The organism is Rhodopirellula islandica (genome assembly GCF_001027925.1).
GTDB classification, from domain to species: Bacteria; Planctomycetota; Planctomycetia; order Pirellulales; family Pirellulaceae; genus Rhodopirellula; species Rhodopirellula islandica.
Genome location: NZ_LECT01000031.1, coordinates 1 through 22,790 on the forward strand (window position 1 = coordinate 1; position 22,790 = coordinate 22,790).

Sequence of the window (22,790 nt, forward strand, 5' to 3'; positions counted from 1 at the left end):
GATCAACCAGGGGATACACCCGAGGACGCCCACGGCGACTGCAATCAACCAGATGAAAATCGACGTGTCACTCATGGTTTAGTCGGGTAACGTTGGCGATCACGCGGTCGCCGCGATCGATCGACCACTTCGAAAACCATGGCTCGGCGACTCGTCGTGCATCGCATTGTTATTCGCCGCTCTCCCGTTTTCTAGGTGCACTGGGAAACCAATCGCGTGAGATCGTGATTTGCAAAACGATGGTGATTGCAACAAGCATCGAAGAAACAATCAGTTTGGTCGGCGGTTCCGCGGGGAGTAGTGTGACAACAAGAATGCAGGTGGAGAGCGCAAATAGTGAGGCAAACCGAATCGCGACGGTTGGCATAGACGGCTTAAATCCGAACCAGCGAACCGCCGCGTAGAGCGACGCCAACAGCAGTGGAATAAAGATGAACGGAGCAAGGTCCGCGTCGCCGAATGGCGCGACGAGGCCAATACGGTCCCAGTTTGCGCAGAGACCAACCAGGGCCAGCGTGAACGCGATGACGATCGCGAGCAACGTGAGTGATGATTTGCTTTCCATTAAGGACAACGTTGGAACTGCTTTGGATGTGAGTCACGTCAATCGAATAACGTCACGCGTCACCCGGTACGCGCGTTAGATTCTCAATTTCAAAACGCCCAACTCGCGTACTCGGGTGCACGCGATTGTTCCCCGCCAATCTGGGTGTGAATCAGTCGAGGTCAACTCCGGGGAAGTGATGGTGAATTACATCGGTTTGGCTACAGGTCACCACCACCGTCATCGGCGAATCAAGCAATCGTTCAATGTCAGGTTGATCAGCAGCGTTTGAAGTAGCAAGTATACGTTCGCGTGCGGAGGCCGACCATCGCACTTCGATTGTGACCGCCATGTAGTCCGCGTGCCCGGGTGTGCCATAAGTTGCAACAATCTCCTCGTCTGCCGGTTTGGCATCGAGCACGGCTGGGTTTTCCCATTGCAGCGTCGCTGTGAATGCGAGTGCTCGTCGCACGATTGGATGCGAGTGTTCAGATTCCAAAGTGATCGTTGCTAGCCAAGGATTTCAGTCGGGGAACGTCACCGATCACGGGGCGGCGACGAGAGATTCTCAATTGTCAAAAACGCGACTTCGCCGCTCCCGTGCATCGGAATGGTTATCCGTTTTCAGGGAGATCCGGATGCGGAAGCACCGACCGGAGGTAAGCAAGCAACGATTTCGAGGCTTCGTTGGGTTGAAACCCGTGCCAACGATACTTTTCATCAGCTTCATCATAAAAGTAGAAGTTACGGCACTTCCAGCAAATCGTGGTTTCAAAGACAAGTTCGTCCCCGTTGTAGAAGCGCAAGCCGTAGACGGGATAGTGACACATCGCCCCAGCATATCTCTCGAAGTTCAATCGCTCCCAGGTTTTGACAAATTGCTCAGATTGTTCATTGTCCAGGGTTGTTCGGTCGCCTATCTCGGCGAACGCGTCATACGGACGTACCGGAAAACGATCTGGTGCAGGTTGCTTGTGAAGCGCGGCGAAGCCAGGTTTCTGTTTCAGCGAGTAGACCTCAGCACGGTCAAAGCGAGGCAAGCCAGCGACTATCTCCGGTGCGACGGTTCGACCCTGTTTCGGCGGGCCACCGGCCTCGCCTGCATTTGGAACAAACAATGCCGCGATGACAACGATAAACGAAACGAGAAGATGTTTCATGATTTCCAGTCGGATAACGGTAGACATCACGTGGGACGGACGAAAGACTTTCCACTTCAAAAACCGCGCAAGCCGTCCTCACGTGCATGTCATGGTTCTGCGTTCGTGCGAAGCGGAATTGGCTTCGCGTGAATTGCGAACCGTTTGTAGTCTGGGTCTTGGAAGTAGAATTCTAACGTATACCAATCAGAGATGTTGTAGTACTCAATGTTCCGCAAGTCTGTTGGCATTCCCCTGTCGTCGGGAAAAGGCTTGTCGTAGTCAGGTTTGCCGAATTCCTCGTAGCACTCTGCAGGCTTCTGAATTTTTGATGCGTTTTCGAAAACGCGAGCATATTCATGCGTAGGTGCAATCGGCCCTTCTGCGACGCGGTTGGGCAGCGGTTCAGCGCACCAAGGGCAATGGTGAATAGGGTATTGTGTGCGCTCAGCCCCCTGAACAAAGAACCCGCTGTCATCGGAGTATGAAAACGGCGTCGATTGGTCATTGACCATCATTGCGAGCCAACCGCAGGTGCACATTATTGCAGTCACTCAATCGCAGAACGTTGCGGATCACCCGGTCGGCGCGAGCAATTTCCCATTGTCAAAACGCCCGACTCGCCGACTCGGGTGCATCCGATGGTTCCCCGCTCTTTTCGGGATCGATGTTAGGTTGCCCATCGCCAAACCGCATACGCGACGTACCCGATGAGTATAGCCCTTGCCACCATCGAAAGCCAAGACATCCGCAGTCGCGTGTTTGCTCGTTTCACAGGAAAGGGCAGATCACCCTTCCAGTATCGCCATCCATTCAACCCGAAGTGATAAGTGTGGTCGTCGGTGCGAGCGGAAAGAACGTAGCCAGGTATGCGAAGAATTGGCGAGCGAAACGACGCGAGTACGGCTTCGCGTATGTCCTCGTAGTGAACGGTCCAGTCGCCGCAAACCAAGTGGTCATCGAAGAGACGAAGTCTAGCACGTCGCGAGGTGATCCATTGCGGCCCCGTTTCCAACTGGTTGCCGTCGGCGATGATAGCCTTCGTCATGCAGCTGTGAACAGGTTGCGTCATGATCTTCAGTCGGGGAACGTCCGCCGTCACCGGGCGGCGAGAGTAAAACTAACCATCAGGAAACACGCTGACGCCGCTCCGGTGCACGGCATGGTTACCCGCCGTTTACCTGCAGCGGGGAAGACCAGAGGAAGCGATCCGAACGTATATTGCCACTGCGAACGCCAATCAGTGAATCACGGACAGTATCCGCCGTCACATTTTCCGCGTCAAGGTAAAAGTGTGAGGAGCCAATGCACCGATCATCGAGATAGTCAGTTGTAATGCACACGCGATCGGCAATCACGTCGATTGCAAAACGGGCAGCATCGTGAGCCGCAGCAAGAAGCCGCGAATCGTCCGAATCGCCGTCATAGTTGTAGCCTGAGAAGTGCGTGTGGTGTTTGGTGCCAACTTCGAGCGTCAGTTCGTCGCCGTTGTCGTCGATGCAAAGCGGTCCAACATCCTTGTGTTTGGCGGGAAGGGTTAGGGTTGGATACCGCGACTCGGTTTGCAGCCAGCCGTTAGCGTCACCTCCAAGTTCTGCAAAACGCTCAAGGAATGCGTTCAGTGCTGGAGTCATATCTCAGTCGGGTAACGGCGGTGATCACCGAGCACGGCCCATGTGGTCACCATTTGTAAAATCGCTACGCCGTGCTTCGTGTGAATCACATGGTTATCCCCGATTATGCGCCCCGTCACTCTGCCGCGTCGTGGCCACAATGCGAGCAAACCGTACCGTCCCAGCGGTACGCGAACCCGCACGACGGACACCGCCCGACCGTATCCCACTTCGTGCGATCATTTGGAGCAACGCGAACCCAGTCGCAGTTTGGGCAGTCAATCTGGGTCCCGCTACGATGGCCGGCACCGCATTCAGGACAGATCCCACTGTAGGATACAAAGGGGATCGGGGCGACCCGGTCTTCAATGCGTTTAATCGCGACGTCCAGAGAACCAGCATCGTCAAGCATGAACTTACACTGAAGGACACCAAGGCCGGTGAGCTTCCGCAGCTTCATTACGTCCTGGGCGTGGCTCATATGGACACCGTGTGGCCGGCGAGGATTACAGTGGGATAACGGCGGACATCACGGGGGACGGACGAAAGGCCTTCCACTTCAAAAAACACGCAAGCCGTCCTCCCGTGCATGTCATGGTTCGCCGATCTACACGGACATTATTGCGGCGAAAGCCAAGTGATTGTTATGGGACCATAGTATCATGCCGATGAAAACGATCCAAGCAAACACGAATCTGCGTGAACAGAAGTGCAACCAAGTGCCGACCGTCGTCAGCAGCATACCCAATAGCATCAGCGAGCCGTGCAAAGGTCCGTAAAATCCTAGGCTCGGAAACAAACCAAACGTCATGGCGATAGGGCTGGACATGACGGCAGCAATCGTGTGGCTGGTGTAGTCGCCGTCGGCATCGTCAGGATACCACGCATCTCCAACGTGTACTGAAACGAACGATCCGAGAACGAGGCCGGTGAAGGCAAACGCCAAAAAGATGAAAAGACAGGTCGCAAATGAAGGAGTGCATGACTCGTCCGCCTGACTCTTCTGCGATGCTTCGTACGGGTTATGTTTGCTTTGCATGCATTTAGCACGGCGAACTTGTTTATCACCTGTTGGACAGGTGGGAATAAGTGGTGAGGTTTATTCTACACTGTTTGCCGGTGGGAATAAGTCGCCTTCCGAGCACTTGTTCTCATCAGTTGGCGCGGACTTCGTCCACGTGGGTGACTTGTTCTCACCGAGACGCTTCCAAGACGTTGCGCCCTCTCATTGATCTCAACTGACAAGATGACGGCGAACGCGAGTCCAAGGGCTACATCCTTTGATGCTCGCGAAAGTGTCCAGTGGAATTCCCGTCTTATTGTTGGGGATCCGGATCCCGCTTGCAAGCATTTTTGGCACCCGGTGAACAAAAACGCACGCTTTGAGCGGTGGTTTCAGCGAGTTTCCCGCCTAGTTTGTTCACGCAAGGCGGAAGGGCGCGAGCCCTCCGGTTCCTCACCGGGCGGCTTGCGACACACCGCTAACATTGTGACTTGTTGTTCACGCGTCGCTTGTGCAGCGGGTTGGGAGGGAGGATTCTCAGGCTGGAAGCCTAAGCCACTTGGGTTGCAGAACGACGGGTGAGCGACTTGCTGAGGTGGCAGGTTGGAGGACACAAATTGGATGGCACGGTTGACGTGCGGGAGCTGAGTTTGGATGGGGATGTATTCGAAGCCGGCGAGTGCTGAGCAGAAGCAACGTTGGGCGAAGATTTGGTTTCAAAAGCTTTGCCAATTCCACCGGCGGAAGACGGAACCGGATTGGGCGTTCTCGGCCGATGATGTGATTGCGTTCCTTCAATCACGTCGCGATGCGGAGGTGCCGGCTTGGAAGCGGATGAAGATCATCGAGGGCTTGGTTCAGTACCGTGAAACGATCCAGCGTCGAGAGGTGGACGACCTGCTGCCGCTGAAGAAAAAGATGGGGGAGATCATCCTGATCGAGCAAGCCAAGACGGGCGGGTTGGATTCGATCGATGATGTGGTCGGCAAAATCAATCCCAATGAGATGGATGCGATTCAGGAGTTCCGTCGCTCGATGCGTCGAGCCGGCATGGCGATCGCGACCGAACGCAGCTATGTGACCAAACTGAAGGCGTTCATGGCGGATCGTGGGCTGAATTGTCTGGCGGATTTCGACCGGATTCACGCTTCTGACGTGGAGGCTCACCTGACGGATTTGGCGGTTGATGGCAACGTTTCTCCGTCGACGCAGAATCAGGCTTTTCATTCTTTGCTGAAGTTCTTCGAATTGGTGCTGAAGCGGGAGATGGGGAAGATCGAAGCGATCCGTGCGAACAAGGATTCGATGGCCCCCACGGTGATGTCACCTGGTGAGGTCGGCCAAGTGTTCGAGGGACTCGAGGGCGTGTATCTGGTGATCGCGAAGTTGCTGTATGGTTGCGGGATGAGGATCAGTGAGGCGCATCGGTTGCGGGTCAAGGACATTGATTTCGCGAACAAGCAAATCGAGATTCGTCAGTCCAAGGGCAACAAGAGTCGATTGGTTCCGATGCCAGATGATTTGATTGAACCGCTGCGGCGTTTTGTTAAGACTCGCGAGGCTTTGCACGAACATGATTTGGCCAACGGCACGGCCTCGGTGTATCTGCCGTATGCGTTGGACCGGAAGTATCCGTCGGCGCATCGTGAACTGAAGTGGCAGTATCTGTTTGCGTCGCACCGATTGTCTCGGGATCCGAGAACCGGCCGGATTCACCGTCATCACTTGCATTCCAGCACGTTCCCGACTCACTTGCGACGGGCGGTGGAGCAGGCGGGGATTTTGAAGCATGTGACGAGCCACACGTTTCGCCATTGTTTTGCGACGCATCTGTTGTGGCAGGGAACCGACATCCGTCAGATCCAGCAGTTGCTGGGGCACAACGATGTGAAGACGACGGAGATTTACACCCACGTGCGGAATCCGAACGAGTCGAAGGTGGTCAGTCCGTTGGACCGGTTGGTGCAAGAGGGGGACTCGGCTGAGGCGGGGTGAGACGGCTGGTTGCAATGACCACGGTGTCGTTTTCAATGGACGGGGGTGTTTGCGTTCGACCTCCCCTCGCTTCGCTCGACCCTCCTGCCAGGAGGGTGAATTGGTTCTTCGGCTGGACGCTCCCTTTCCGACCCGTTCCGTTTGGACTCGTCGAGTTTGTTTTAGGGTGGCCGTTCTTGGCCGACATTCAAAACTCCGACGGGCAAGAGTGCCCATCACAACGCGACGCGTGAGCGAGGGATGCCACCCCAACTTCTACGACGGCCCCATCCGGGGCGACCGCTTGTTTTTCGGCATCGGTCTCTCGGGGCTTCCGCCCCGAGCTAAGCACGACGGCCCCATCCGGGGCGAAAACCAAACGCCAGCCACCATTTGTTTTTCGAGCGTCGCCAAAGAACCAGTGCCAGGTGGGACCTGGCCTACGAGCGACAACGCGTCCGTCACAAGGTTGTTGGAGGTGGTTGATGCGATGGGGGCATTGAGAAGTGGGAGACGCACCAATCGTCATATCTGAATTCTGGCGAATCCAGCTACCACGAGGAGCGTTTAGGGCACCTTTCATCGCGAGGGTGGAGTTGTTTGACACAGAACCAGTGCCAGGTGGGACCTGGCCTACGAGCGGCAATGCGTCCGTCGCAAGGTTGTTGGAGGTGGTTGATGCGACAGGGGCCTTGAGAAGTGGAAGACGCACCAATCGTCACATCTGAATTCTGGCGAATCCAGCTACCGCGAGGAGCGTCCAGGGCACCTTTCATCGCGAGGGTGGTGTTGTTTGACACAGATCCAGTGCCAGGTGGGACCTGGCCTACGAGCGACAACGCGTCCGTCGCAAGGTTGTTGGAGGTGGTTGATGCGATGGGGGCATTGAGAAGTGGGAGACCCACTAATCGTCATATCTGAATTCTGGCGAATCCAGCTACCGCGAGGAGCGTCCAGAGCACCTTTCATCGCGAGGGTGGTGTTGTTTGACATAGAACCAGTGCCAGGTGGGACCTGGCCTACGAGCGGCAACGCGTCCGTCGCAAGGTTGTTGGAGGTGGTTGATGCGACGGGGCATTGAGAAGTGGGAGACGCACCAATCGTCATATCTGAATTCTGGCGAATCCAGCTACCACGAGGAGCGTCCAGGGCACCTTTCATCGCGAGGGTGGTGTGGTTTGACACAGAACCAGTGCCAGGTGGGACGTGGCCTACGAGCGACCGACTTGCTGGCGCGGCGCTGTTGAACAGGGGAGTGGCAAGTCCTTTTGCAATTTGCAATTGTCAATTTGACTTTTTCAATTGACTGAGGTGTTTGGGTTCGACCTCCCCTCGCTTCGCTCGACCCTCCTGCCAGGAGGGTGGATTGGTTCTTTGGCTGGACGTCCTGCCGCGGAAATCTTGCTGGGGACGCTCTCAATCCTTTTCGGCGGCACTCCGTGATTTGGCGACGCCGTGGACGACATCGCCGCCTTGTTGGGCGGCTTGGTTGGCGATCGTTTGCAAGTGCGCGGCGTACTCGGCGCCCAGTTGGTTGGGCACGAATTCGTTGCCGATCGGGCTCTCGCCGTACAAGCATTCAAACCACACGCACGCGCCCAAGTATTCGCCGGCAAGGTTGGCGTGGTGGCCGTCCATTTTCAGTTGAGGTTTTTCCTTGGATTTGTTCCAACTGTACCCAGCATGCAAAGAGTGAGTTTGCTCCGGAAGACTTGGGTACTCGAGTGACTGGGCGTCGAAGTCTTCGGGTGGTTGGTATCCGAATTTCGGATCGTTGTCGGCGATCCAGAACGCGTCGCCGACTGGGATTCGATTGGCGGCTAATTCGGCTGTGATCGTTTGGTAGGCTTCGCTAAGCCCTTCGTACATGGCTTGTTGAGTGCCCGGTTCACCCGCAGCGGGTTTCGATCGATTGAATCGCGGGTCGTCGCTGCGATACGCCCAGGTTTGATGCACCAGCAACTTGGCTTGCGGCGCCTCGCGACGAATGATCTCCGCGAGTTGTTGGGCGTACGGGCGGTAGGTCTGGACGTCATGGCTTTTGAAGCTGACTTGCTGAATCGTGACGAAGTCCCACGGTTCGCTCCGCAGCGCTTCCTGCAGGGTGTTGCCGTTGCTGTATTTGGCGGACGCCGCAGTGGGATCGTTCTCGAACGCCAATGCTTTCTTCGCGTGCAACTCCAAAGGTGACCCACCGATGGAGAGCATTGTGTGAGTCAGCTTGTGCCCGCCTGCTTCGACCACCTCGTCCAAGAACCGAGTCGCGTTGTGAGTGAAGCTGTTGCCGATCGTCAGAATGCGAACGTGTTTTGGACTGTCGTGGGCAGGTTGCTCAGGTGAGTCAGCGAAGGATGACGGCCCAGCGTTCAATGAAATCAACGTGAAAAGACAAACGAAGAAAATCGGTCGGAACATGGTGGGGGCATTCCTCTGGAGTTGGTGGGAAGGTGGGGCGGGGCCGCCTATGGTACTTGAAGTCGGAGGGCGGTTTCCGACGAATGGTATTGATACGGCGCTTGTCGCTATTGAAAAAGCGAAAGTGTAAATTGACAGTTGTAAAATGCCGGAATGCGCGGATGAAGTCGCATCATTTTGCATTTTTCAATTGTCAACTTAACCTTTTCAATGAGTTGCATTCAGTTCGCACACTTACCGCCCTGCCAACATTTTCATCAGCCCAGGTGAACGCTCGGTTGTGCAATGTTTGGGGGTGACGCCGCTTTGGATTCAAAAACAAAGGGTGGCTGGCGTCTGGGTTTCGTCCCGGATGGGTCCGTTGTGGGAGTTGGGGGAGTCCCTCGCTCACGCGTCGGGTTGTGATGGGGGCTTGGCAGACTCTGGCGTGCAAGAGTGCACATCCTCCCTGTGTTGAAACGTCGTTGACGATTGAGTCGAAAAGCCGTCACCATTGGCGTTTTGATTGCGGATGCCAATTTTGTTCCTGGATTGCACTCGTAGGCCAGAACAAAACAACTTGAAGGTCGTGCGGTTTTCATTCACTCGCCCTTTGGTAGGGGCGGCCCGCTTCGGGCTGGGGAGGGTTGCGCGCTGGATCCGATACTCGACCCTCCCCTCGCTTCGCTCGGCCCTCCCAGAGGGAGGGTGATGAGAATCGCCCGGCAATGCAGCACTTTAAAACTGCACGACCTTTTTGCAAATTGACTGTCAGGCCTGGAATCAAGCCTGGTCTGGGAAGAACTTTGCCAGGGTTTCTTTCGGTGGCTTGGGCGTCACCATGGAAACCACGACCATCGCAATCAGGGTGCTGAGCACCATCGCGACAACGGGCATCACTTCGTAAGTCTCGCCACCAAACGGCAGACGCAAGACGTACTTGCTCAAACCCTCTGGGTCCAAGGTGCCTTGGTAGAAGAGATACGACCAACTGGTGATGGCGGCCAAAATACCGGCGATTGCACCCGATGCGGTGAGGCCTCGCCAGTAGAGCGCGGCCACAACCAACGGGAACAACGCGCTGAATCCGCTGAAACACCAGACTCCCAGGGCAAACACACTGCGAACGTTGCCGAGGCTGAGAAGGTACGTGATGGCCACGATTCCGACGATGAACAATCGTGTGAAGAGGACTTGTTGTTTGTCCGAGAAACGGTCTTCACCGAAGGTGTGGTTGACCACGTCGTTGTTGAACATTGTTCCGATGCACAGGAATTGACTGTCCAGGCTGGACATGATCGCGGCCAAGATTCCCGCGGCCAAAAAGCCACCGAGGATGGGTGCGGTCTGAGTCTTGACCAAGAATGGCAACACCTTGTTCGCATCCACAATGTCGCCACCGGGCAATCGTGGCAGTGGTGGCTTGGTCGGCATCAATTCACCGGTCGCCCAAACGCCCACCAGAACACACGGCACCCAAACGATCATGATGAACAGTGGGTGACAGACGACCGACAGCTTGAACGTGCTGGCTTTCTTGGCCGTCATCCAGTGTTGGAACAGGTGTGGGAACATCCCAACCGACAACGGAATCATCAGGTAGGTGAAGAACTTTGTCTTGCTCATCGCCACCCGTGTTTTGCCTTCTTCGGGAATCGATTCACCGAGCACGCGAAGATTTTCGAAGAAGCTGTCTTGTTTGCCCAGTTTGTTCGCAATGACGAAGAACGTCACGACACCTAAGACCATGAAGACCAAAGTCTGGAAGGTGTTGGCCCAGGTCGTGCCTCGCATCCCGCCAAAGAAAACGTAGACCAAAACGACGGTGCAGATGGTCAGCGAACCGAGCCAAGCGGGAATGCCACCGTGAACGGCCGGGTCGATTCCGCCGGGGCCACCTTCCAGTGGGACGGGGAACATGTCGGGGGCCAGTCCAGCGGTGAGAGCTTGGACAACGCCACCGGCGCTGATCACACCGACCAACAGGTACGGGATGATCATGCCGACCAGGATTGGGAACAGCAGCCATCCGACCAAGTTGTTGTTCAAACGGTCGCGAAAGAATTCGATTTGGGTGGTGTAGTTGTGGGCGCGGGCGAACCGCCAGACTTTGACACCGATCAAAAAGAAGCACAGCGAGTGGATGATCCCACTGCTGCTGGCCAGCATGCCGTAGACGCCGATGCCTTCGCGGAAGGCTTCGCCGCTGCTGCCGACCAGGGCGAAGGCGGTCATGGTCGTTCCAAACATGCTCATCAACAGCAGGAATGGACCGATCGAATGGCTGGCGACTTGGTAATCTTCCTTCGTTCCGCGAAACAGGCGGCTGCTGAAGAGGCCCAGCGCGAGTAACAAACTCAAGTACACCAGAATGATGATGAACTGAGGGACACCATTGTGCATTGCGAAGAGCATCATCGTTGTGGCTCCTCTTCATCGAGAGGCCAAGCGATTCGTGTCGCCAAGAACCACGTGAAGGAGGCGGCAATCGAGATCCCGGCGTGCCACGCCAGTCCGATGGGCATGAATCCGAACAGCAACGTGTCGTTGGTCCACAACCAATTGTCTTGGTGAAGAATCAAGAGCACGATGACCAAACCGGCGATGAGGAGGGCGCCACCTGTCAGACCTTTCCGGTCAGGCGGAGCGGACGAATCAGTCGAGTTGGGCATGATGGAGAGTTTCAGGCGAGACGGGGGAGGAAGGTGGGACCGGCAGAATCTGAAGCGGAATGGCGTTCGGCAGAGAAATGCCGTCATTCTGGGCATGCAAACCACTGTCAGGGAAGTAGTCTAATGGGATCACGGGGGCGACGATATCCATGGTTTGAATTACTGTAGGAGCCAGTTGTTTCGCGTTGTCCGGACCGAAACGGGCCTCCTCCCTGCTGCCGCGGAACTCGCCGGCACATTCAACACGTTTTCTGCCGCATGGAATCTTTGTTTGACCCCTTGGTTTGGCCGACGGTTTGGCCCATGTGGCTGACCATTGGAGTCGCGATTGCGCTGTTGCTTGGTTTGGCGACACGAGCCGCGGCGACGGATCTTTTGGCGCTGACGGCCTTGTCGGTGTTGGTTGTCGTTCAGGATCTGACTGGAACGACGCTGCTGCCTGATCCGACGCAGGCGGTCGCAGGATTCGGCAACAAAGGCTTGATCACGATCGCGTTGTTGTTTGCAGTGGTCGCTGGTCTGGAACTCACTGGTGGAACCGAGCTGGCCACGGGATGGTTGCTTTCCAAAGCCAAGAATCTCCGTGACACCCAGATTCGGATGTTACTGCCGGTCGCGCTCTTGAGCGGTTTTTTGAACAACACCCCTGTCGTCGCGGCGATGTTGCCTGTCGTGGGTGATCTGGGAAAACGGTTGTCGATCAGTCCCAGTCGATTGCTGTTGCCGCTTTCCTACGCCGCGATTTTGGGCGGGATGTGCACGTTGATGGGAACCAGCACGAACCTGTTGGTTCGTGATGAGTACAACCAATACGTCGCCGATGCGCATGCAGCCGGCGAGGAGATGAAACTGTCGGAACTCAGTTTCTTCACGCCGGCGATCGCTGGGATTCCGGCCACCATCCTGGGATTGATCTACATCATCGGGGCGTCCAAGTGGTTGTTGCCCGAACGCAAGCCAGCGGTGAGTGTCGGTGACGATCCCCAGAAGTACACCGTTGAGATGCAGGTGGAGTTGATGGGGCCGTTGGTGGGCAAAACGCTGCAAGAAGCCGGGTTGCGTGCTCTGCCAGGTTTGTATGTTGCCGAAGTCCAGCGCGCCGACGGTCGCATCGAGCCTGCCAAACCGGAGCAACGTCTGTATGGCGAAGACATTTTGATTTTAGTCGGCGACGTGGACAGTGTGGTCGACCTGCGGAAGATCCGTGGTTTGATCACTCCCGGTGACCAGGCTCGCAAGTTAGAGATTCCCGCTTGGCGACGAACGTTGGTGGAAGCCGTCGTCAGTCCACGTTGCAGCTTGATTGGCAAGACGATTCGCGAGGGACGGTTTCGTTCCAATTTCAATGCCGCCGTGGTCGCGGTTGCTCGCGGTGGCCGGCGTTTGGAAGGCAAGCTGGGGGACGTTCGGATTGAGCCAGGCGATGTGTTGTTGTTGGAAGCATCGAAGTCCTTCATGCATCGTCAACGTGGCGGCAGTGACTTCTACCTTGTGAGCAGCGTCGATCGAGGTGAGATTCGCCGGCACGAACGGGCACCGTTGGCGCTTGGGATCATGTTGGTGATGGTGATCGTGGCGGCATTGAATTGGTTGTCAATTTTGAGTGCCGCTATGATGGCGGCCTGTGCAATGGTGCTGACACGCTGTTGCACGACCTCGGAAGCGCGACGCAGTATCGATTGGTCAGTGTTGATTGTGATCGGTTCGGCGATCGGAATTGGCCGAGCGATGGAACAGAGCGGAGCGGCAGGGCAAATCGCTGGTGGGCTGTTGAGCATTGCCCAGGGAAATCCGTTGGGCACCTTGATCGCGATTTATGTTGCCACCGTGATCTGCACCGAATTGATCACAAACAACGCGGCGGCCATGTTGATGTTCCCGATTGCCTGGACGGCCGGTGCTCAACTTGGAACGGATCCAATGCCGTTGGTGGTGGCGGTGATGATCGCGGCTTCGGCGAGCTTCCTGACTCCGTTTGGTTATCAGACAAACACAATGGTGTACGGTGTCGGTGGTTACCGACTGCGTGACTACATTCAATTTGGGTTGCCGCTGAGTCTGCTCGTTGGTGTGGTGTCGATTGGAATGTTGACGTGGTGGTATCAGTGATCATGACATTCCACCATTGGGACCGCGTTTTGTTTCCACGTTACCATTTTTGGGCTGATTCTGTTTTCGGGGGCTTGGGTTGATGAGCGAACGTTTTTCAGATGCTCCCATTTCACGATTGGTTGGATTTCAAGTTCATCCCAGTGAGTGCGTGGACGGTGATCCGGACGCGGGCACAGCGACCGTGGACATTCAGTGTGGTCCCCAGCATCACAATCCAATGGGGCGCGTGCACGGCGGTTTGGTGTCTGCTCTAGCAGACGCCGCGATGGGGATCGCGTTCGGTCGGACACTGCTATCCAGCGAGGACTTTTCGACGATTGAGATGAAAGTCAGCTTCATTCGTCCGGTTCGTGAAGGTCTTCTATCGGCCAAGGCGACCGTGATCCAGCGAGGCCTGCGAATCGGGTTCGTGGAATGTCAGATCACAAACGAAAAGGGAAAGTTGGTCGCGACCGCGTCCTCGACCTGCACGGTGCTGGCGGGAGGATAAGCAGGTAGGCAGGTGTCATCGGGTATGTGAGCCGTTTGGCGTTCGCCACGGTTCCCACGCACAACCGGGGCCAACGCCCAAACGGCTCACTCATTTTGATCCAATCATTCCGGCGTACCTGCTTAAAACCGAACAAGAAGGGAGCCAGGGGCACCGTCTTCGGCGACCTGTGTTAGACTGTCGCTCCTAGTGGTCTGTCACAGCTAAAAGTGAGGGTTGATCGTAGTGGACGAGGCCACGAGTCCTTGGATTTGACGCCAGTTCAGGACTCGTGGCCTCGTCCACTACCCTAAAAACAAGTCCTGACAGACCACTAGCCTGATTCTTGTGTCCAGCTGAACAAGCGATGTTTTGTTCGTGGTCATGCCTGCCTCTCCATCCCACCTCGCAAATCTCTATGCGAACGCATTCGATTTTGATCGCGGCCCTCTTGTGCGCTGTTTTTCAAGCCAACTCGCACGGCTTCGGGGCCGATCAGTCCAACGATGACCATCCCAACGTTGTGTGGATCATTGCCGATGATTTGGGGCCTGAACTGGCCTGTTACGGCTATCCCGATGTGGCGACGCCCCATCTGGACCGTTTGGCAGGGCAAGGTCGTCGGTTTGCCAACGCATTCAGCACCGCCCCGGTGTGTTCTTCGTCGCGATCAGCGTTTCAAACGGGCCGGTACCAGACATCAATCGGGTGCTATCACCATCTGACGCGGGACAAGAAGGAACTGCAAGTTCCAACGGTAATCGATTGGATGAGAGACGCGGGGTACTTCATTTCGCATGGCAATGGGGAAGTCGGGAATCGCAAAGCCAACAAGTACGGCGTCAACTATTTGTACGACAAGAAGACCCACTTCGACGCTTACGATTGGTCAGAGCGAAGCCCGGGGCAGCCATTCTTTGCCCAGGTTCATCTTCATGAACCACACCGCCCGTTTGTGGAGAGTGACCGCAAGCGGCCAATCGCTGCGATTCCGCCGTACTACCCCGATCATCCGATCACGCGAGCCGATTGGTCCAACTACTTGGCCACGATCGAGGTGATGGACCAAAAGGTGGGGCAGGTGCTCGATCGATTGGACGCCGAAGGTTTGAGCGAGAACACACTGGTGATCTTCTTTGGCGATCATGGTCGGCCGCATGTTCGTGGCAAACAGTGGTTGTACGACGGCGGGCTGCACACGCCCTTGATCGTTCGTTGGCCCGCCAAACTTGCGGGGGCTTCCGTTGAAACCGGCATGGCGAGTTTGTTGGATCTCGCACCAACGACGTTGCAGGCCGCGGGAATCAGCGTGCCTGAGTTGCCCGGGAAGAGTTTGCTGCAAGAGGACTGGAAGGGGCATGAACAACTTTTTGCCGCTCGCGATCGTTGCGGGGACGCTCCCGATCGAATCCGCAGCGTTCGGACGGAACGATACAAATACATTCGCAACTTCCATCCTGACAAACCATACCTGCAACTGAGCAGCTACAAGAAGCTGTCCTATCCGGTTGAGACGTTGATGAAGGTTCTGCACGCCGAGGGACGTTGGGATTCGCTGATGATGGCGGAGACTCGACCGGAGGAAGAACTTTACGACCTGAAGGCCGATCCATTTGAAATGAACAATTTGGCCGTTTCACAAGGCCATAGCGAAACGTTGATGCAACTACGTGGCGAATTGGATTCTTGGATCGAGCGGACTGGCGACCAGGGCGGCGTCGACGAGAGCTTGAGCGTCGACATGGATGCGCTGATGGCTGAAAAGCGGGAGTGGTACGAACGCACCATGAAACGACGAGGCCTCGACCCCGCCATTTCTGATCAGGAGTATCTGATTTGGTGGGCGACTGAATTGGGAGTTGAATGAGTTGTTATCGGTTTTGAAAGTACGAGACGAGTTTTGCAGCATGAGACGAATGAACCATTTGGCTGGACGAAGATGGCGTTGCGTCTTCATGGTGTTGGCGTTGTGCTGCGCCTCGATTTCCAACGCCGAGGAGATCGTTCCAGCCGACATGCATCCGTTTGTGATCGGTGTGGAGCGTCTTGGTCGGTTTGGTGAGATCGATCCAGTTTCAAATTCACGGTTGCTTGTCACGGAGTTGAGCTGCACTGCCTGTCACCGCTCGGATCGCACTGATTTGTCGCCGAAAGGGGGTCCGAAATTGAGTGCCGCGGGTTCCCGGTTGAGCATGTCTTGGGTCAAAGAGTTTTTGCAGTCGCCTCATCAAACCAAACCCGGCACCACGATGCCTGATGTGTTGGCGGCTTTGAATGAACCTGAACGAGAAGAGGCGATCAAGGCTCTGGTTGCGTTCATCGGATCGCTGCAAGAACCATTTCCTCTGTTGAAAGCGGGTGGCGCCAATCCGTTGGAGGATGAGTTTTGGAACAAAGGCGATGCTGTTCGAGGCGGGAAGCTGTATCACGAAGTGGGGTGCGTCGCATGCCACGAGACGGATCCTGAGCATCAGGTGAACTCCGCACCGATATCCGCAGTCGACCGTTTGTTGGACGAACTGGATCCGGAAGAACTGGAGGACATGGGATTGGCAGCGGCTGCACGGAAGGTGCCTTCGGTCCCGCACGCGGAACTGGCGAAGAAGTACAGCCGTCAATCACTGACCCACTTTTTGCACGATCCCGAACACGTTCGTCCTTCGGGTCGAATGCCAAGTTTGAAGTTGACGCCGAATGAAGCCGCCGACATCGCGGAATATTTGTTTGAGAAGGAAGGTGCCGATGGGGACTCAGCGCAGCCAGAGATCGTTTCACCGGGGCCGTCCCACGAACCATTGGTGGCTCGTGGGAAACAGTGGTTTGTGCAGCTCGAATGTGCGAATTGCCATGACACGGGATCGGCCGAGGAATCCAAATTTGCGACCGACTGGGATCAGCTTTCTTTTGATTCGGCCGAGGCCTGTTGGAAGTCCGAACGTCAGTCATCTGTCCGCTTCCATTTGGACGATTTTCAGAAGGCAACGCTTGCCAAGGGAATCCTGAACGCCTCGTTCGCGAATGATGAAACAGCGAATGACCCGCAGCAATTGATTCAGCAGAGTTTCCTGGAACTGAACTGTTACGCTTGCCATGAGCGGGACGAACTCGGTGGTGTGGGCCGCTATCGAAAGGCCCACTTTGAATCGACTGGACTGGCGGACCTGGGCGATGAAGGTCGCCTGCCGCCGGCATTGACGGGGGTGGGAGCCAAGCTCCACTCCGCGTGGATGCGGAAGGTCTTGGAGGGGCATCCATCAACTCGCCTGCGTCCGCACATGACCATTCGCATGCCGAGGTTCCCCAAATCAAGGGTGGATCCGCTGGTCAAGGCGTTGGAAACCGCCGATCAGGGATCACCGCTGTCAGATGCCGACGTGTTCCCCGATCATCTGCCATTGGCAGAGACGGGAATGCGTCTGACACAAGTCGGCTGCATCCAGTGCCATGTGTTTGATGGTCAAGCCCTTGCGGGGGTGGTTGGCATCGATTTGGGTAGCGTGACAAATCGAATCCGCCCGAGTTGGTTTCGAGAGTTTTTGTTGGATCCTGGTGGGCGAAAACGGGGGACTCGCATGCCATCGTTTTTTCCGGATGGAAAGAGCCAGTCACCGGATGTTCTGGATGGAGACGCTGAAAAGCAGATTGCTGCGTTGTGGTCTTACCTCAAGCATTCGGATCGAGTTGGCGTTCCACCCAAAATTGCAGAAGCGTTGGCGGCGAACTACGAGTTGAAACCAAACGAAAAGCCGTTGCTGTTGAGGACGTTCATGCAGGGTGTGGGAACTCACGCGATCGCCGTTGGTTTCCCGGAGGGCGTCCACTTCGCTTTCGACGCAGAAACACCGCGGCTGGCGCTGGCGTGGAAGGAGGACTTTGTGGATGCTCGAAGCACCTGGTTCGAACGCTTCTCGCCCCCCATCGATCCGCTCGGCAAGGATTCGATCGCCATCGCTTCCGAAATGGAGTTTCGATTGTCACATGAACGCGAACCAATGGATTCCGAAACGCCGCCCCTGCAGTTCCTTGGTTTTCGATTTGATGCGAAACGCGTTCCAACGTTTCGATACCGCTTGGGCGATGCTGTCATTCTGGATCGTTGCGAAGCGACCAGGGAAGGAGCGTTGCGGCGAACAATTGAATTGGAAGAGAACGGATCAGAGAACATGGGGCGACTGCAGTTCCGTGCTTTGAAAGACACGTCGATTCAAGCCGTTGATTCGCAAACCATCCAAGGCTCTTCCGGACTGAAAGTGAGTTGGTCGATGTACCGGTCTGAGTCGCAGCGTGTGACACGTGTCGAGTCAAACGATGAGGTTTGGCTTGATTTGAATCCGAATCAGACGTTGGAGGTTGTCTACCAATGGTGAATCAAAGCATGTGGCGAACACTTCGGATGCCATTCGTCCGCTGTCTAATTGGAATGGTGGCGTTGGCTTTGGCAGTCGGCTCGGCGTGGGCGGATGAAGAGCAGGATTATTACCGCATCATTTCGATTGCAACGCCTGACTCGCAAACCGATTCTCGCGACCCGAACTGGAAGCCATCTGACGAGGGGATCGCTTTGGAGGTCAGCGGAATTGCGGTTCTCAGTCCCTCACGCGTGGCCGTTGCGATTCGGAAGGGCGAGGTTTGGTTGCTCGATGGAGTCGATCAGGTCACCGGCGAGGGGGAGGAGTCCGGCGTGGTTACCTATCAGCGTTTCGCCAGCGCGTTGCACGAACCGCTGGGGTTGCTGCAACAGGATGACTCATTGATCACCGTTCAGCGGACGGAGATGACTCGACTGCGTGACACTGACGGTGACGATGTCGCCGACGTATACGACACACTCGCGTCGGGATGGGGCGTCTCGGGCCACTACCACGAGTACGCTTACGGGCCCAAGTTGGATGGCGACGGCAACCTCTGGATGACCTTGAACATCGGCATGGGGTTGAAGGGCGAACAGCTTCAGAAGATCGTTCCGGATGCGCCGTTGGGGTACCGGCAGGCAGCTTGGCGAGGTTGGGGAATGAAGTTGGATTCCAGCGGAGAGTTGAACCCGGTTTGTGCTGGGATGCGTTCGCCGTCTGGTTTGGGAGCCAACGCCGACGGGGACATGTTCTACACGGATCAGCAAGGCAATTGGGTTGCCACGAACTCGCTGCATCACATGCGTCCGGGCGCGTTCTCGCATCACCCTGAATCACTCGCGTCCATGGAATTGAGGGGATCAACCATTCACGACGTTGAGGAAGTGCCCAATGGACTGGCGTACCCCGAAGCGTTGAAACGATTCCCGCAGATGCAACCGCCAGCGGTTTGGTTCCCGTACAAGAAGGCCGGGCAGTCTGCGACAGACATTCTGTTGGATCAAAGCGGAGGCAAGTTTGGCCCATTTGAGAACCAGTTGTTCGTCGGTGAATTCACGCAAGCGTCGATGCATCGCGTGTTCTTGGAAAAGGTCAACGGCGAATATCAAGGCGCGTGTTTTCCCTTTCGTCGCGGGTTTGCTTCCGCGGTGTTGCGGATGGCACAGGCGGAAGATGGAAGCGTCTACGTGGGACTGACCAATCGCGGATGGAGCAGCCTGGGGACGTCGTCCTATGGATTGCAGCGTTTGGAGTGGACCGGCAAGACTCCCTTTGAAATCCAAGAGATGCGAGCCAAGCCGGATGGATTCGAGTTGGTCTTCACACGTCAGGTGGATGTCGAGTCCGCATCGGACGTCGGTTCATATCAACTGGCCAGTCACACGTACCTGTATCAGTCCAGCTACGGCAGCGACGAAGTCTTGAAGCAAGATCTGAAAATTCGAGAAGCGATTGTTTCAGAAGACCGTCTGCGAGTTCGTCTGAAGGTGGACGGCTTGCGGGAACTGTTTGTGCATGAGTTGGACGCGGGCGGAGTGAAGGATGAAAACGGCCAACCACTGCTGCATCGCAAAGCGTTCTACACGCTGAACAACATCCCGCAGGAATGAGGGGGTGGACTCAAACGAGTTGCCAGTAGGCGATGCCGAAACCATTGTCGTTCTGTGCCAAGGTTCGGAGTTCGCCGTCGGAATCGAATTTTCCCTCTTTCAGTGAATAGGGCTGCAGGCTTCCGATTTCATCCGGGTTGTAGGCCGAGATCCCATCGGCACTGAATGACGAGTCCAGTTGACCGTCCGGCGTCAGCCGAGCAACTCCGTTGAAGTAATGAACCAGATAACGGCCCAAGCCATCGACGCTGAAGGTCCCGCCAGTGTTATCGAACAACAGCGATCCATCGGTCACGATGGAACTTGGCAGAATGATCCGACCGCCGTCACCAAAACTTGGGTCGATTTGACCATCGATCGTGAACCGAAGCAGTGCCTGAGTCCCCAGGACGGTGAGCCTTCCTTCATCGTCCAGCACCAAGCGTTCAAACCGCTCGCTGTAGGACGAAAATTCAGAAAACTGTTGGTAGGGAATGCTTGCGAAGCCTTCGTCGCCAAACCAGGTTCCCGTGCTGCCGTCTTCGTTCAATTGAATCAGCCACCCGGCACTCGCGTTCGCACTGGATGGGATTCCCCACAAGACCAGCATCGAATCGTCAGGACGCGTGAGGATCTGCGATTGCCCCGCGTAAAAGTCAGGTTCCTGCGGCAACGGGATGTCGGATGCACCGTTGGTTCCGAAACTGTTGTCGGCTGTCCCGTCCGCGTTGTAGCGTGAGATCGTCACGGCATTGCTAACCAGGATGCGGTCTTGGGAGTCGATTGTCATTGAGGAAGCGGTCGTGATGCCTCCCAATGACACTGGCACGAATCCACCGTCGCCGAACGACGAATCCAACTGTCCATCCGATGTCAACCGAACCAATACATTGGAATAGCTGCGGAAGTATCCGTTGTAGTGGAATGCCTGAAGACGGACGAGCAGCCGATCCTGTGAGTCGACCTCGAGGTCCATCAAAGACAATTGTGAAGATTCCAGCGAGTCATCATCGAGGAATTCGATTGTGGCTTGAATCAGTTCGACAGGTTCGCCGCGATGGAACGAAGTCAGCACCGATCCGTTTTCGTCGAACAGTTGAACTTGGATGATCTTTTGATACTCGCCTGATTCTGTCCAAAACGATTCGCTCCATCCAACCGCGGATAGATCCGAAGAGGTGATCTCGTGTTCAACATCAAAAGGAAGATTGGGGGTAACGATGGAAACGCCTGCCTCGGCGATCGAGTCGTCCAACGTGTATCGTTCGCTCGCAAAAACGCTTGCATCGAACTGAAAATGCCCACGTCCTTCGAGACGCTCGGTTTGCCAATTGCCCGAGGTGAGTGCACCGTCTCGATAAACGCCTTGGGCGAAGGTCGTTGGGGCTTCGGTTTGATGAACCACCCCATCGATCTCGATCCGATCGACGACCAGGTTGTAATCGATGCCTTGATCGGGGCGGTACAAGTCGTTGATGAATTCCACCCGTACCGAACTCGGTTTCAAATCGGTGTCGAGATAGAACGTATAGGCCGTCATTTCGGTGGTCAGACTGATTTGGTCAGCACGGAACGAACCCGCCAAAACGTTCATCTTTTCGCCGCCTTGATCACCCCGAGCGTAGACGATGAGTTCGGATCCGGTGGGCGTGCCGTACTGGAGGTAGCCGTTTGCGTTCAAGACGCTGCCGCGTCCTAGGCCGGAGGCAACGCCGTCTTCGGGAAGCCAAGTTCCCGTTGAGAAAACGTCCGCCGCGTTGCTGTCGAGAACTTGATCGCCAACCGTCACCGATCCAAGTTGGACATTTCGATCGATTCCCTGGTCTGGGTCATACAAGTCGTTCACAAAATGAATTCGCAACAGGCTCGGATCAATCGAGATGTAGTCCACATTGATCTGATAGGTCTCCCATTGGTCGCTGACGCGGAAGCTCGAGATCGTTTCGTCGTTGTAGAGCACTTCCAGGATCTCTTGTCCTGTGTCTCCAATCGCCTGCACCTGGATTCCCGGTGCGTCCAAAGCAAAACTGACTTCCTGTCCCGTGTCACCGGCCAACAGCAACCGCGGCTCCAACTCATCAACCGACCAATTCGGGAGCGATCTTCGCGAACGTTTCGACGTGAATCCAGAGGAGCGGCGGTGCGAGAGACGGTTCACCCAAGTGCGAAGATTCATGAGATTGGTGGATCATGGAGACAAGGCAATTTGCAGCAATGGTCAACAGTATAGGCATTTGGAAGTGAGGAGGGAGAATCCCCCGGGATATCTGGGGGGAGAGTGAACTCAGCGGTCGAGTGAATGAACCCGCCACCGGGTGGCGAAAGGAGAGAGAGATTCGCCAGAGTCGGTTGAGGGAAACGGAGTTGGGTGAAACGACCGCGACGTTGCGGCATGACAGGCCGCCAATACTAAATCTCGAGAGTGGACGCATGCGATTCGATAGCCCCCGTTGCACGATCGGCTGTGCCTTGTCATTCAGTCCGTCGAGGAACAAAATGGAAGATTCGAGGCGACTTGTTTCGGAAGAGAGCCATTTCAATTCATCGTCGACGAGATCGAGTAGACTGTGCGTTGAGGGGCTGAGTTGACGAACCAGCCCGCCCTTCCTCACACAGTGAAAAGATTTTTGGCCCGAGCCTTGATGCGTTCTCGCATTGCCTTGTTGCCAACCCACCCCTTTCCGCCAACCCGTTTGGCCCCGCCACCTGCCTGATTTCAATGCTTCGTGATCGTAGCATTGGTAAGCAAGAATGATTGGGTATCACCTTGTGAGCCGTTTGGGCGTTAGCCCCGGTTTTGCGTGGGAACCGTGGCGAACGCCAAACGGCTCACATACCCGATGACACCTGCGTACCTGCTTAGACGTCCAGCCATGCTGAGACGATTGGGCATCCCGATTGACGTGAGAAATCCGATTGCCACCGCGGT

Annotated in this window: 17 protein-coding genes; 6 read left to right on the forward strand and 11 right to left on the reverse strand. The window is 55.8% G+C overall.

Translation table 11 applies throughout. The annotated features are described in order from the left end of the window. Window positions 1-169: 169 nt before the first annotated feature. The 7 genes from RISK_RS16245 to RISK_RS16280 form a co-directional block, all read right to left on the reverse strand. Window positions 170-565, reverse strand: coding sequence for a hypothetical protein (locus tag RISK_RS16245; protein ID WP_047815382.1), 396 nt, complete (start codon window positions 563-565; stop codon window positions 170-172). 151 nt (window positions 566-716) lie between these two features. Continuing rightward, complete coding sequence (locus tag RISK_RS16250) at window positions 717-1,016, reverse strand: hypothetical protein (protein WP_150122601.1); 300 nt, start codon at window positions 1,014-1,016, stop codon at window positions 717-719. A 142-nt stretch (window positions 1,017-1,158) separates the two neighbouring features. Beyond that, complete coding sequence (locus tag RISK_RS16255) at window positions 1,159-1,704, reverse strand: hypothetical protein (RefSeq protein ID WP_150122602.1); 546 nt, start codon at window positions 1,702-1,704, stop codon at window positions 1,159-1,161. Window positions 1,705-1,793: 89 nt separating this feature from the next. Beyond that, window positions 1,794-2,201: a hypothetical protein gene (locus RISK_RS32250; RefSeq protein WP_160311456.1), complete on the reverse strand. Its 408-nt coding sequence runs from the start codon at window positions 2,199-2,201 to the stop codon at window positions 1,794-1,796. Between the two features lie 152 nt (window positions 2,202-2,353). Then, on the reverse strand, window positions 2,354-2,755 hold the full coding sequence (locus RISK_RS31660) for a hypothetical protein (protein ID WP_053061214.1): 402 nt from the start codon (window positions 2,753-2,755) through the stop codon (window positions 2,354-2,356). A 94-nt stretch (window positions 2,756-2,849) separates the two neighbouring features. Next, a complete protein-coding gene (locus RISK_RS16270; RefSeq protein ID WP_047815385.1) occupies window positions 2,850-3,317 on the reverse strand; it encodes a hypothetical protein in 468 nt (155 codons plus the stop codon). A gap of 586 nt (window positions 3,318-3,903) precedes the next feature. Further along, window positions 3,904-4,335, reverse strand: a complete 432-nt coding sequence (locus RISK_RS16280; RefSeq protein WP_150122604.1) for a hypothetical protein — start codon at window positions 4,333-4,335, stop codon at window positions 3,904-3,906. Between the two features lie 624 nt (window positions 4,336-4,959). Here RISK_RS16280 and RISK_RS16285 point away from each other — a divergent pair. Continuing rightward, window positions 4,960-6,294, forward strand: a complete 1,335-nt coding sequence (locus tag RISK_RS16285; protein WP_236696374.1) for an integron integrase — start codon at window positions 4,960-4,962, stop codon at window positions 6,292-6,294. A gap of 1,395 nt (window positions 6,295-7,689) precedes the next feature. Here RISK_RS16285 and RISK_RS16290 read toward each other — a convergent pair. From RISK_RS16290 to RISK_RS16300, 3 genes are all read right to left on the reverse strand, one after another. Beyond that, window positions 7,690-8,688, reverse strand: coding sequence for a DUF4886 domain-containing protein (locus tag RISK_RS16290; protein ID WP_047815388.1), 999 nt, complete (start codon window positions 8,686-8,688; stop codon window positions 7,690-7,692). A 762-nt stretch (window positions 8,689-9,450) separates the two neighbouring features. Continuing rightward, window positions 9,451-11,085 carry a sodium:solute symporter family protein gene (locus RISK_RS16295; RefSeq protein WP_047815389.1) on the reverse strand — a complete coding sequence of 545 codons (1,635 nt, stop codon included), beginning with the start codon at window positions 11,083-11,085 and terminating at the stop codon, window positions 9,451-9,453. After that, a complete protein-coding gene (locus RISK_RS16300; RefSeq protein WP_047815390.1) occupies window positions 11,082-11,339 on the reverse strand; it encodes a DUF3311 domain-containing protein in 258 nt (85 codons plus the stop codon). The genes RISK_RS16295 and RISK_RS16300 overlap by 4 nt, the downstream gene beginning before the upstream one ends. Window positions 11,340-11,597: 258 nt before the next feature. On the opposite strand from RISK_RS16300, the gene RISK_RS16305 reads away from it, so the two are divergent. The 5 genes from RISK_RS16305 to RISK_RS16325 all read left to right on the forward strand — a co-directional run bounded on the left by RISK_RS16305 (window position 11,598) and on the right by RISK_RS16325 (window position 19,882). Then, on the forward strand, window positions 11,598-13,448 hold the full coding sequence (locus RISK_RS16305; protein WP_047815391.1) for an SLC13 family permease: 1,851 nt from the start codon (window positions 11,598-11,600) through the stop codon (window positions 13,446-13,448). 82 nt (window positions 13,449-13,530) lie between these two features. Then, complete coding sequence (locus tag RISK_RS16310; RefSeq protein ID WP_047815392.1) at window positions 13,531-13,941, forward strand: PaaI family thioesterase; 411 nt, start codon at window positions 13,531-13,533, stop codon at window positions 13,939-13,941. 397 nt (window positions 13,942-14,338) lie between these two features. Then, window positions 14,339-15,787 carry a sulfatase family protein gene (locus tag RISK_RS16315; RefSeq protein ID WP_047815393.1) on the forward strand — a complete coding sequence of 483 codons (1,449 nt, stop codon included), beginning with the start codon at window positions 14,339-14,341 and terminating at the stop codon, window positions 15,785-15,787. A gap of 49 nt (window positions 15,788-15,836) precedes the next feature. Then, a complete protein-coding gene (locus RISK_RS16320) occupies window positions 15,837-18,287 on the forward strand; it encodes a c-type cytochrome (RefSeq protein ID WP_236696375.1) in 2,451 nt (816 codons plus the stop codon). A gap of 53 nt (window positions 18,288-18,340) precedes the next feature. Then, a complete protein-coding gene (locus tag RISK_RS16325; RefSeq protein WP_173442693.1) occupies window positions 18,341-19,882 on the forward strand; it encodes a DUF7133 domain-containing protein in 1,542 nt (513 codons plus the stop codon). A gap of 10 nt (window positions 19,883-19,892) precedes the next feature. On the opposite strand, the gene RISK_RS16330 is transcribed toward RISK_RS16325, so the two are convergent. After that, window positions 19,893-22,037: a carbohydrate-binding domain-containing protein gene (locus tag RISK_RS16330; protein WP_047815394.1), complete on the reverse strand. Its 2,145-nt coding sequence runs from the start codon at window positions 22,035-22,037 to the stop codon at window positions 19,893-19,895. Between the last annotated feature and the right edge of the window lie 753 nt (window positions 22,038-22,790).

Bases quoted from the DNA above. Each gene is read 5' to 3' on its own strand.
- RISK_RS16245 (WP_047815382.1), bottom strand. From the start codon at position 565: ATGGAAAGCAAATCATCACTCACGTTGCTCGCGATCGTCATCGCGTTC.
- RISK_RS16255 (WP_150122602.1), bottom strand. From the start codon at position 1,704: ATGAAACATCTTCTCGTTTCGTTTATCGTTGTCATCGCGGCATTGTTT.
- RISK_RS32250 (WP_160311456.1), bottom strand. From the start codon at position 2,201: ATGATGGTCAATGACCAATCGACGCCGTTTTCATACTCCGATGACAGC.
- RISK_RS31660 (WP_053061214.1), bottom strand. From the start codon at position 2,755: ATGACGCAACCTGTTCACAGCTGCATGACGAAGGCTATCATCGCCGAC.
- RISK_RS16270 (WP_047815385.1), bottom strand. From the start codon at position 3,317: ATGACTCCAGCACTGAACGCATTCCTTGAGCGTTTTGCAGAACTTGGA.
- RISK_RS16280 (WP_150122604.1), bottom strand. From the start codon at position 4,335: ATGCAAAGCAAACATAACCCGTACGAAGCATCGCAGAAGAGTCAGGCG.
- RISK_RS16285 (WP_236696374.1), top strand. From the start codon at position 4,960: ATGTATTCGAAGCCGGCGAGTGCTGAGCAGAAGCAACGTTGGGCGAAG.
- RISK_RS16290 (WP_047815388.1), bottom strand. From the start codon at position 8,688: ATGTTCCGACCGATTTTCTTCGTTTGTCTTTTCACGTTGATTTCATTG.
- RISK_RS16295 (WP_047815389.1), bottom strand. From the start codon at position 11,085: ATGATGCTCTTCGCAATGCACAATGGTGTCCCTCAGTTCATCATCATT.
- RISK_RS16300 (WP_047815390.1), bottom strand. From the start codon at position 11,339: ATGCCCAACTCGACTGATTCGTCCGCTCCGCCTGACCGGAAAGGTCTG.
- RISK_RS16305 (WP_047815391.1), top strand. From the start codon at position 11,598: ATGGAATCTTTGTTTGACCCCTTGGTTTGGCCGACGGTTTGGCCCATG.
- RISK_RS16310 (WP_047815392.1), top strand. From the start codon at position 13,531: ATGAGCGAACGTTTTTCAGATGCTCCCATTTCACGATTGGTTGGATTT.
- RISK_RS16315 (WP_047815393.1), top strand. From the start codon at position 14,339: ATGCGAACGCATTCGATTTTGATCGCGGCCCTCTTGTGCGCTGTTTTT.
- RISK_RS16320 (WP_236696375.1), top strand. From the start codon at position 15,837: ATGAACCATTTGGCTGGACGAAGATGGCGTTGCGTCTTCATGGTGTTG.
- RISK_RS16325 (WP_173442693.1), top strand. From the start codon at position 18,341: ATGGTGGCGTTGGCTTTGGCAGTCGGCTCGGCGTGGGCGGATGAAGAG.
- RISK_RS16330 (WP_047815394.1), bottom strand. From the start codon at position 22,037: ATGAATCTTCGCACTTGGGTGAACCGTCTCTCGCACCGCCGCTCCTCT.